We start from the raw sequence: 10,422 nt of genomic DNA on the forward strand, positions 1-10,422 counted from the left end.
TGATCAGGAAATGGCTTTTAAACTTCAGAAGGCTGAAGGATTCTCAGCGGGAAAAGCTGAAGGAAAAGCAGAAGGAAGAGCTGAAGGAAGAGTTGAAGGAAAAGCAGAGGGAAAAGCCGAAGAACGTGAAAACGGAATAAAGATTCTTATCACAACACTTCAGGCGGCAAATTTTACAAAAGGCATGACCAAAAATGTAGTCATAGAAAAGTATCAGCTTACAGAAGATGAGGCTGATAAGTATATGCAGCTTTGCTGGAACGAATAATTGAATTGATCTGATAAGAAAGGCTTTGCTTTATGCAGGGCCTTTTTTTGTTTGCTTCAATTATCTTGTATAATAAAAGCGTAGATATTTATTGATAACATGGAGCCGATAAACTCAGGTTATTGATAAATACAACGAATATGCAGAAAAGCTATTAGAAGAAAACCGGGAGGAATCGAAATGAAGAACTTAACGGAATCAGAAAAACTCAAAAGGAAAACAAGTGACCTATACTTCAGTAACGGCAAACCGAAAAGAAAGTACATGATGTGCCGTGACCCTTCCTATATAAGGGAAGTCGTTCGCATTAACGGAAGGTACAATTTAAACTGGTGCTGTGCCGGGCTTAGTTGTCCTTTCTATTATATGGGCTGCGATGATAAAGGCAGAGAATGGGAGAAATAATTATGGATATATTAAAGATATTTAACACAACAGAAGATGAACTGAAACTGGCTAAGGCTCTTTCTAAAGTTAATCAGTACCTTGCAAATGAAACAGAACAGGGAACAAAGGTCGGATTCGAGTATAACGGTCAGTTTATCAGCAATATCTTTCTTGATGAAACGGAACATACGGAGCTTACCTTTGAAGAGGCTGTTTCAAAGTACGGAACGGAAAATGTCAGAAAGTTTTATCACGATGTTCTGAATGATTATGATGTATGGCTGGAAGCTGAGAGGCAGGAAAAAGAAGAACTTATCAGAAAGTATACAGGATTAACTGACAGCAACGGTAAAAGGATCTTTGAGGGAGATACAGTCTCATTCTGCGGCATGGAAGGCAAAGTTGTATTCTGCGCCGGAGCGTTCGGGATAGCTACAAAAGAAAACATCGACTATGACCATCTCTGCCGTGAGATAGCTGAATGGTGCGGAGCAGATAACACTGAACATTTTTCGTACTGTGACAATTTCATATCATTCTGGGAATTGATATGGAATTTCGGTCATGATGATAATTCCTGTCCTTCGGTGACTGTGATAGGAAATATAGTAAACTAAGGATATCTATAAGAGTTTGAAAGTGACTATATTGAAAGGAGAGCGTGTAATGTATAGTGTTTTCAATGTTGCGTCGTATATCTGTAATAGGTATGAGAAAGAGAATGGCAAACGCATTGATGAAATGAAGTTGCACAAATTATTATACTTCGCGCAGAGAGAATCAATTATCCAAACTGGTAAACCGTTATTCGTAGAAGAGTTTGAAGCTTGGAAGTATGGTCCGGCTTTAAGAGAAATCAGAAATCATTACAAGAGTAATGATTTTGACAAGAGATATAATGACGAATCCTTAGATCCTATAATGGATAAGGTGTTTTCGGAGTATTCGCATATTTTTTCATGGAGTTTAAGTATGATTTCTCATGGCGAAGAATCATGGAAGCGTGCGAGAGTTGGGATTCCGGAAGGAGAAAATGGGAGTGCGAGGATTTCAACAAGTGATATTTATATTGATGCACAAAAGGTAAAAGAGTATCGTTCTGGAAATTGATATGGAATTTCGGTCATGAAGGAAATTCCTGCCCTTCGGTGACTGTGGTAGGAAATATAGTAAAAATTGAAAACTGATAATAACCTGTTATTCAAACATCTCTCTTCGGGGGGATGTTTTTTTATTGCAATAAATATTCTCGTATAATTTTATCAGTAATAATTATTGATAACTCGGAGAACAAGACAGGTTACATAGGAGGAATTACCATGGAAATTATTAAAGAAAAACTGATCGGCACATATGTATTTTCTATTGATGAAGCAACCGTAAAAGGGGATCATCGGGGAGCAATATGGTTTTCATCAACACCCGATGTTAATATCGGAGATGAAACCATGTCTCTTCATTTCGATAGATCTAAAACAGAAATACTCTGTGAATATGATTTTAGCAAACCGGCATTTGCCAATGAATACGGAGAGTATATTTTTAGATCTCCGATCAAAATTGGCGACATAATTACCGGAGAAGACAGAAAGATTCCTTATATTCAGTTTCTGGACGACAAAGGAAATGTCATTTTCAAAACAGTATTTGTGTTTTCTTTTACTAATGGAAACACTTATTGTATTAACTTTGACCTTTATCTCAGCAAGGAACTGCGAGATCAAAGATACGCCGTTATTTCGGATGTACTAACCAATGAACCGCATAGAGAACTGAAGTACATACGTTGTAAAGAATGTGGAAAGTTATTCGCTCTCAGTAAAAATGAGATCGAATGGTTTAATAAAAAGAAATTTTCGTTACCCAAAAGATGTGAGGATTGCAGAAACAAACGGAAAATCAGATCTGACCTGTCTTAAATCAATGTCTCGCTTCGGCGGGACATTTTTTGTTTGTGTCACACGTGACACAAATTAACGACGCTTAAACAAAAATGATTTTGTTACTTTCAATTTTCTACTATAATAACAACATAGATGTTTATTGATGACCGGAGTAGATAAGTTATCGAAAACACTAAATAATACTATACGGAGGAATTTCAAATGATTTTTTATGACAGAGTAGAATTGAAGTACTATGAGTAAACGTTTTGAACAGGCGAAAGCCTACACGAAAAAATACAAGGACAAATTGAGTCCTTGCCGCTTCTGTGGCAACACGGATATTCGCATAGCATCAGACCGTGAAAGCGTAATTGTAGGCTCTGACAGAAAAGCCTATGGCGCAGTAAGAGTACGATACCGGAATGTATGGGCTGTTGTGTGTTCTACGGACCGCTGCGATTGTACTCGCAATTTCACCAGTGTTCGCAAGGCGATCGACCACTGGAACGAACAGCAAAAACAAGACCAAAACAAATAATACTATACGGAGGAATTCAAAATGAACGAATTTAAAAATGGAACATCGAAAATAAATATGAGTAATACTGCTATTTCAGATATCAGTGTAACTATATTTTCAAAGAAAACGGAAGATGAACAGTTAAATCAGAAACTGCTAAAAAAGAGAATAGAGATACTTGAAGAACTCGGAATTCACAGCGAGCTGCCTTCAGGAGCAAGTAACTACCGGCTTTTCTATGAAGACTATATTTTCCCAAAGGAAGAACATGACAGGATAAAGGCTGTAATGGATAAATACGCAGCACACTACTATTCTAACGAACGTGTGAATATAGAAATGAACTGTCTTTACGATTACAATGAAACAGGAACCATCACTCTGGATACAAGAGCAAGAATATCCGATCCGTGTTATTACATGGAGAGCCGGTGTGCAAGAAGTCTTGATGTTCTTCCGGGAACATATAAATGTTTTTGTCAAAGAACAGGAGATGGAAGAGTTGCTGCGATAAAAGTAGTACATGAGGAATACGACCCTGAAGTAGAATATGAACCTAATGGACTTCAGAATATTGACATAGAAGTAAATTCCGGTAAATGCGGAATTTATGACGAAGATTATTTCGCAAAAAACTGTAAAAATATAGAATGGTTTAAATCTACATTCGTACAGAGGGATGTAATGCTTTTAGATGATAAAGCGTTTATAAGCAGTCCCGGCGATGGTTCTTATGAATGCTCTGTTGTAAGAAACTCTGAAGATAAAATAGTTGCAATAAAAATTACTTTTCTTTATGTTGGAACAATAAATTTTTGGCTTGAATACCTGCAGAAGCACTCCCTAAAAATTTAATGAACGAATTTAAGAATGCAAATAATGAAACATCGGAGGAAAACGATATGAACAACACTATTATTTCAGACATCTTTGTAACTGTATTTACAAAGAAAACGGAAGATGATCAGTTAAATCAGAATCTGCTGAAAAAGAGATTTGAGATACTTAAAGAACTCGGAATCCACAGCGAGCCTTCAGGAGCAGATAACTTCTGGCTTTTCTATGAAAGTTATACCTTTCCAAAGGAAGAACACGACAGGATAAAGGCTATAACAGATAAGTATTCAACTGAACCGGTTCATGTGGAAATGAACTGCCTGTACGATTACGTCAAAAGAGGAACTATCACTCTGGATACAAGAGTAAGAGTATCCGACCCCTGTTATGACATGGAGACCTGGTGTGCAGGAAGTCTTGAGAATGTTCTTCCCGGAACATATAACTGCTTTTGTCAGAATACAGGAGAGGGGAGAGTCGCTGCTATCAAGGTAGTACACGAGAAGTACGACCCTGAAGAGCATGAACCTGACGAACTTCAGGACATTGACGTAGGAGTGGATTCAGGTGAATGCGGAATTTATGACGAAGATTATTTTGCAAAAAAATGCAAGGATAAAGAATGGTACGAATCCACATTCGTGCAGAGAGATGCAATGCCTTTAGATGATAAAGCATTCATCAGCAGTTCAGGCTACGGCGATGGTAGTTACGAATGCTTTGCTGCAAGAAATCCCGAAGGAAAGATCGTAGCTATAAAGATATTATTTATCAGCTTTGAGGATGATGAGGAGGAAGAATGATGATCTATAAGGAAGAAATAAGAGATCTGTTTGAAGTTCCCGATGATTACGTCCTAGTCCATTGCATAAGTTCTGACTTTGCTTTGGGTGCAGGAATCGCAAAGAAATTCGCTCAGATGGGCGTGAAAGAAAAACTTGTGAAAAACTATCCGAAGAACTGGGAAGGTCATGGATATATGATACCTGTCGGTCTTAAGGATAAAATGGTAGCAAATCTCATCACTAAAGAAAAGTATTGGATGAAACCCACCTATGATACACTCAGGGAAAGTCTTGAGAATTTAAAGAATTGGGTGATTGCTGAAAATTATTTGCCTGGGGGAGATATACGGCCTATAGGAATTCAATGGAAGTTGGCTATGCCACTAATCGGCTGCGGATTGGATAAACTAAAATGGGATAATGTCAGACAGATCATAAAAGAAGTATTTGAGAACACTGATATAGAGATCCTTGTTTGTCTGTACAAATAGTCACTTGAATTCCCTTAAGAACAAACAATAAATATGCTATAGAAATTTACGGAGAAGTTCATTATGAAAGAATTTAATGTAACAATTATCGAAACGCTTAAAAGGACTGTAACAGTTGAAGCTGAAACTGCAGAAGATGCAAAGGATATGGTCGATGCAGCATGGCATAACAGCGAATACATTCTTGAAGCTGAAGATTTTGATGGAGTCGAGTTCACAGTTCAGAACGAAAAAGACGGAGTGGAGATAGAAGAGATCAATGTTGAAGATAATAGTATAGATACATCGAAAGATCGTCCGTATGATAGTTTGTATGATATGTATTACGATGAATTTGATGATTACGAAAAATAAGATAAACCGATAACTTACATCAAACACTCTTCTTCGGAAGGGTGTTTTTTATTGGGAAAAATATTCAGGTATAATATAAGCAGGATCGGTTTTGGATAATTGGAGTCAAAAAACTGAATCACTATATAATAAACGGAGGAATAAAAATGACATTGATACAGAAAGTGATCAGACTGCTGAGCGTAAATCATAACGGTCTGACGACAAAAGAATTATACGAAAAATTACCTGAATATTCTCCTACCGGTATAAGAGGAGTTATTTCCAGATATTTGAGAACAACAGAAACTCCTGCTTTTGAAAGAAAAGAAGCAGGGGTCTTTGTTTTAATTGAAGTAATAAAGGCAGAAAAGACCGAAGAAGGTGTAAGCCTCAGTTACAGAGCATCTTACGAAATCTCGGAAAACGGAAGCGTTGACTTCTTCTATAAAGATGTATTTGTAGAAAACGAAATGATGGAAGAAGGCGTATATGAGAAGAAAAGAACGTTTACAGATGAACAGGACTTCCTGAATGCTAAGAAAAACCTGCAGGCAGTGCTGGCTCATGCTGATGCTAAGACTATACTGAACAAACTTAAAACAGAGTCTTTTGATATGATACTTACCGATCCGCCTTACAGGGTAATATCCGGAGGAACAGGCGGAAAGAACGCACCAAGAGGAATGCTGAGCAAAAACGACGGAAAGATATTCGATAACAACGATATACAGTTTGATGAATATATTCCCGAATGTTACAGAGTACTCAAACCTGACAGACAGGCGTATTTCTTCACGAATTTCCTTAATCTTCAGCCGCTTATGGAAGCAGTTCAGAGAGCAGGCTTTAAGATCCATAACCTTTTGGTCTGGCTGAAAAATAATGCCACTCCCAACAGATGGTACATGAAAAACTGTGAGTATGTACTGTTCTGCTATAAAGGAAAAGCAAAAGCTATCTCAAATTGCGGCAGCAAAACCGTACATCAGTTCGATAACATAAAGGGTCAGAAACTCCATGAGACCGAAAAGCCAGTTGAACTGCTTAAAATGTATATAGAAAACTCAACCGAAGAAGGTGATTGGATCCTTGACCCGTTTGCAGGCTCAGGTTCGACAATGGCAGCATCGCTTCTTCTGAACAGGAAAGTCTTTACGTGTGAGATAGATAAAAAGTATCTCACTGTAATAAAAAACAGAGCAATATCTATCATAAAAAATGGAACAGACGAAAGAACGCTATCTGTTTAGTGATTCAGTTTCAGCAGTTCTGCTCACGGCAGAGCTGCTTTTTTATTGGTATGAATATTCAAGTATAATACAAGCAGGATCGGTTTTTGATAATTGGAGTCATTAAAAACTGAATCACTATAATAATTAAGGAGGATAAAAAATGAAAAAACGAATGAACTACATTTCATGGGACGATTATTTTCTCGGTATAGCCGAACTATCTGCTGCAAGAAGCAAAGACCCGAACACTCAGGTAGGAGCTTGTATCGTTTCTGAGGAAAACAAGATACTTTCAGTGGGATACAACGGAATGCCTGCCGGATGTAATGATGATGAGATGCCCTGGGGTAGAGAAGGGGACTTCCTTGATACTAAGTACCCTTTTGTCTGCCACGCAGAACTTAATGCTATTTTGAACAGCAACCACGACCTTAAAGGGTCAAGGATCTATGTATCACTTTTCCCATGCAACGAATGCGCCAAAGCAATAATCCAGAGCGGTATAAAGGAAGTTATTTATACATGCGACAAATACGCAGATACAGACGGAACAAAGGCTTCAAAGATGATGTTTAAGATGGCGGGTGTAAAAACTCGTCAGATAAAACAGGAGCACTTTGTAAAGATACTGCCGATGTGATCAAAAAAATAAAAGGAGTTTTCAATTATGGAAAAAATATTCACACTCAAAACAGAATTCGGAGCAGAAAAGGTCAAATTCGCGATCAGCGAATATCTCGAATCATTTATTCCCGGCGGTGGACTTTATCTGGGTCTGATAAGCTGGGATGAAGATCTCGGATGCTGGACCTCGTACTGCGATGTATCTACTAATCTTCCGGAAACAAGTTTTCTTCACGTTCCACCTGAGAATGCCATCTATATAAGAGATGACAAGTACTGGTATCCTGCTTTGAAAGAGATACTTACAGATGAAAAGCTGGCGGTCCCGACAAACAGAAAGCTAAGTTCCGGATATTGCACTTATGACGAATGGATCCTCAGCGATAAACTCAAAGAGATCGCGGAGGAGATCGAATAAAAAGGAGAAAAATTATGTTTACTAATCAAAATAAAATAACAGAAATGCTTGAAAGCCTGGACAAAGAAATAATCAAAAGATCATTTATCGAAACTTTCTTCGGCAAACAGGATCCTTCAAAAGGTTATCAGCTGAGATCAATAACCATTCTGGAAAAAGGCGCTTTAGCTGAAGTATACCCAATTCATAATACCATGATGCAGAAATCACACACCTACGTCTGAACCATGAGTCTTTCCACAAGGACTTCTGATCGGCAGTCTCGACACGGCAATTAATAAGGGGCTTTGTGGTTACTTCATTTGCAAAGCCCCAAATCATCGGAAATACAGAGACATTTCCTTGCTTATTCGGCGCAAGTACGGCAGCCATATCTGTTGGACGTATATTACCTGACATCGCTTTTGACTTTGACATCGCCATCATTATGCTGTCAGAAAGAGGTAGTTTTTGTGCCATGGTTGACAAGGGTTTATACTTATTGTCTGCATAGAACCAAGTACACATAATAATTACTCTCCAAGTATATCAAGAACTATACTTCTTTTACAAGTGCAATTATCCCATCATATGAATATACACTATATTTGCCATTGTCCAATACTTTGTCAATTTTGTTATCTTTTCCCTTATCTTGGCGGTAAATATTAAGCTTTGTTCCCTCGAATGTTGATATATAGTCCATTAGGTTGTAAGCATAAAAATCCTTTTTTTCAAGTACCTTATAATGTGTAAATGTACGTTGACTTAAAGTTGGAAAATACATAATAGTGTTTTTGTTTCCTATCTTTATTGAAGCAGCATCCGATATTGTAGTTCTGGATCTTCTTGCTATCATTTTATAACAGTAGTCTCTAGCCCTGTTTTTATCATAAATATTAAGCATTATCTGATAACATTTAGACTTGTAATAATTATATTTTAATGCTGCTGCTTCATTAAGGTAACACGTTACAAAATCATCCGTGTCAGACGCATTTTTGATAAGGGTTCTGACAAAATTGTTGTATTCGTCTGCATTTTCTTCGGTTTTGTCTTTAAATAGACACGGAGTTATAGCCGAATACGCTAACTCGGTTTCATCAATGAAATGTAAATCTGATATTCTCATTTTTTACCTCCTCCTTATTTACTCTAAATAATAAAGTGATGGATAATTATCCGGTAATTGTTTAAATCCTACTCGACTAATCATCTTTTGGTCAAGTAAACTAGCAAATCCACCACGCAAATCATCTATGACCAGATATTTGTATCCGTGCTCATTTTTGTATTTTTTTAACTCAGCAACAACTGATGCAAAAATATCTTCATCTTTAAACTGGTATTTCGGGTTGTAACTACCCATGCTATTCCACAATATATTTTCAAATGCGGCTGTTATGTTACCAACACAAGCATCATTTGCATAAACAGACAGAAAATTATTTGTGAATTGGTCGTCTTGCACAACTTTTAAATTAACACGATTTAAGTAAAGATCGGTATTTATGCTTGTTTCATTATCATTGTTTTTTTCAGTTTTTGTCTCCCAATCTACCGAAAGTTCATTAACTATATCGAAAAGTTCAATGCGTTGGGTTGTACTTTCCTTAAACGTGCATATTGCAGCGAGATCACTTAATGCTCTGTAAGTAATTGACCAGTCATCCAACATAGCAAAAAAATCAGCAATTATCTCAAAAATGTCATACGGAGTTGTCTTTCCCGGGTTTTCTTTGAGCGTTGCAATCAGTTCAGTTGCACTTTTGGCTTTTTCAATTAAAAATGACCTTTCTTCAATGTTGATTATACCATTTACAGTATTATTTATCCTTTGTATTATTAAATTTAGTTGTTCTACAAGATGATGAAATTCTTGTTCCTTTCCAGTAAATTTATCCGGACCTTTAAAATATTTAAGACTAAACATCACAATTGGGTAAAAATTACTATGTATTGATTTCCAGTCGATTCCCGCAGCATTATTTTGGAATGCGGCATCAAGCGTATTTTTTATGTAATTTAAGTCATCATTATAAAGACAAAAAGTAGTTAATTCTTTTGCATATTTGTTTTTGGGGAATAGCCCTTCCTTTAGTTTTTCTTCGATTATATATGAGGTTGACTGATTATTTATCAACGCTAAATCAGCACAACGCTTTTCAATTATGTTTTTTGTTTTTTGATCACTAAAGTAAAAGCTTTTTTGGATTTTAGATTGTTTCATTTGTTTGCTACCTCCTAAGTGTTTAACTGTGTTTTTCTTGCTAGCATTTTGCTGTCATAAATTATATATCATTTTTCACTTTTTGTCAAGCACTTTTTAATAAAAAAATGAAATTATCTGATTACATAAGTACGATTATTTGGTATGGACGGTGACTCCGTTGTATCCCCACACCGGCAACGCCCACAGTGTACGTGCCATCAATCCGTCAGGTGAGTTGAGCTGCAGCATTACGGCGTACAGTTTAGGTGTCGTTCCCGTTTGTCTATTTGATCTTGACGAACTCAATTTAACTAATAAATAAACTGTAAGAAGAGATATAGAGAAAATTTTCCTCTGATATAGTGATCAGACAAAGAGCTTGCTTTTATGCAGGCTCTTTTTTTATCTGAATTGATTTTCTTATATAATTACAACATAAGTGATTAA

14 protein-coding genes and 2 pseudogenes are annotated in these 10,422 nt (G+C 36.8%); 13 read left to right on the forward strand and 3 right to left on the reverse strand.

The window, feature by feature from the left end; genetic code table 11:
* The 13 genes and pseudogenes from CUS_RS07070 to CUS_RS20375 form a co-directional block, all read left to right on the forward strand.
* Positions 1 to 268: pseudogene (locus CUS_RS07070) on the forward strand (hypothetical protein); the annotation flags it as partial.
* A gap of 180 nt (positions 269 to 448) precedes the next feature.
* Entirely contained in the window at positions 449 to 673 is a 225-nt protein-coding gene (locus CUS_RS07075) for a hypothetical protein (protein ID WP_002848893.1), read from the forward strand.
* Positions 674 to 675: 2 nt separating this feature from the next.
* Positions 676 to 1,272 (forward strand): YopX family protein, encoded by a 597-nt coding sequence (locus tag CUS_RS07080; protein WP_002848903.1) that lies wholly within the window; start codon positions 676 to 678, stop codon positions 1,270 to 1,272.
* 49 nt (positions 1,273 to 1,321) lie between these two features.
* Positions 1,322 to 1,765, forward strand: a complete 444-nt coding sequence (locus CUS_RS07085) for a Panacea domain-containing protein (RefSeq protein ID WP_037276859.1) — start codon at positions 1,322 to 1,324, stop codon at positions 1,763 to 1,765.
* A 209-nt stretch (positions 1,766 to 1,974) separates the two neighbouring features.
* Entirely contained in the window at positions 1,975 to 2,574 is a 600-nt protein-coding gene (locus tag CUS_RS07090; RefSeq protein ID WP_002848898.1) for a zinc-ribbon domain containing protein, read from the forward strand.
* A gap of 526 nt (positions 2,575 to 3,100) precedes the next feature.
* Positions 3,101 to 3,916 (forward strand): DUF4241 domain-containing protein, encoded by an 816-nt coding sequence (locus CUS_RS07095; RefSeq protein WP_002848909.1) that lies wholly within the window; start codon positions 3,101 to 3,103, stop codon positions 3,914 to 3,916.
* Between the two features lie 47 nt (positions 3,917 to 3,963).
* Positions 3,964 to 4,701 carry a DUF4241 domain-containing protein gene (locus CUS_RS07100; RefSeq protein WP_227945407.1) on the forward strand — a complete coding sequence of 246 codons (738 nt, stop codon included), beginning with the start codon at positions 3,964 to 3,966 and terminating at the stop codon, positions 4,699 to 4,701.
* Positions 4,698 to 5,174 (forward strand): macro domain-containing protein, encoded by a 477-nt coding sequence (locus CUS_RS07105; protein ID WP_002848896.1) that lies wholly within the window; start codon positions 4,698 to 4,700, stop codon positions 5,172 to 5,174. Before CUS_RS07100 ends, CUS_RS07105 begins: the two co-directional genes overlap by 4 nt.
* A 63-nt stretch (positions 5,175 to 5,237) precedes the next feature.
* Positions 5,238 to 5,528, forward strand: coding sequence for a DpnD/PcfM family protein (locus CUS_RS07110; RefSeq protein WP_002848892.1), 291 nt, complete (start codon positions 5,238 to 5,240; stop codon positions 5,526 to 5,528).
* A gap of 146 nt (positions 5,529 to 5,674) precedes the next feature.
* On the forward strand, positions 5,675 to 6,760 hold the full coding sequence (locus tag CUS_RS07115; protein ID WP_002848907.1) for a DNA-methyltransferase: 1,086 nt from the start codon (positions 5,675 to 5,677) through the stop codon (positions 6,758 to 6,760).
* 142 nt (positions 6,761 to 6,902) lie between these two features.
* Entirely contained in the window at positions 6,903 to 7,382 is a 480-nt protein-coding gene (locus CUS_RS07120; RefSeq protein ID WP_002848902.1) for a deoxycytidylate deaminase, read from the forward strand.
* Between the two features lie 27 nt (positions 7,383 to 7,409).
* The gene (locus CUS_RS07125) at positions 7,410 to 7,784 is read left to right on the forward strand and encodes a DUF4313 domain-containing protein (RefSeq protein ID WP_002848900.1); all 375 of its coding nucleotides are present in this window, start codon (positions 7,410 to 7,412) and stop codon (positions 7,782 to 7,784) included.
* Positions 7,785 to 7,798: 14 nt separating this feature from the next.
* On the forward strand, positions 7,799 to 8,008 hold the full coding sequence (locus CUS_RS20375; protein WP_002848906.1) for a hypothetical protein: 210 nt from the start codon (positions 7,799 to 7,801) through the stop codon (positions 8,006 to 8,008).
* Positions 8,009 to 8,027: 19 nt separating this feature from the next.
* On the opposite strand, the pseudogene CUS_RS20725 reads toward CUS_RS20375, so the two are convergent.
* From CUS_RS20725 to CUS_RS07140, 3 genes and pseudogenes are all read right to left on the reverse strand, one after another.
* A pseudogene (locus tag CUS_RS20725) lies at positions 8,028 to 8,291 on the reverse strand (SOS response-associated peptidase); the annotation flags it as partial.
* A 28-nt stretch (positions 8,292 to 8,319) separates the two neighbouring features.
* Positions 8,320 to 8,895 carry a hypothetical protein gene (locus tag CUS_RS07135; protein ID WP_002848891.1) on the reverse strand — a complete coding sequence of 192 codons (576 nt, stop codon included), beginning with the start codon at positions 8,893 to 8,895 and terminating at the stop codon, positions 8,320 to 8,322.
* Positions 8,896 to 8,913: 18 nt separating this feature from the next.
* Entirely contained in the window at positions 8,914 to 9,993 is a 1,080-nt protein-coding gene (locus CUS_RS07140) for a hypothetical protein (RefSeq protein ID WP_002848894.1), read from the reverse strand.
* Between the last annotated feature and the right edge of the window lie 429 nt (positions 9,994 to 10,422).

The sequence above is a fragment of the Hominimerdicola alba 8 genome (assembly GCF_000178155.2).
Classification (GTDB): Bacteria; Bacillota; Clostridia; order Oscillospirales; family Ruminococcaceae; genus Hominimerdicola; species Hominimerdicola alba_C.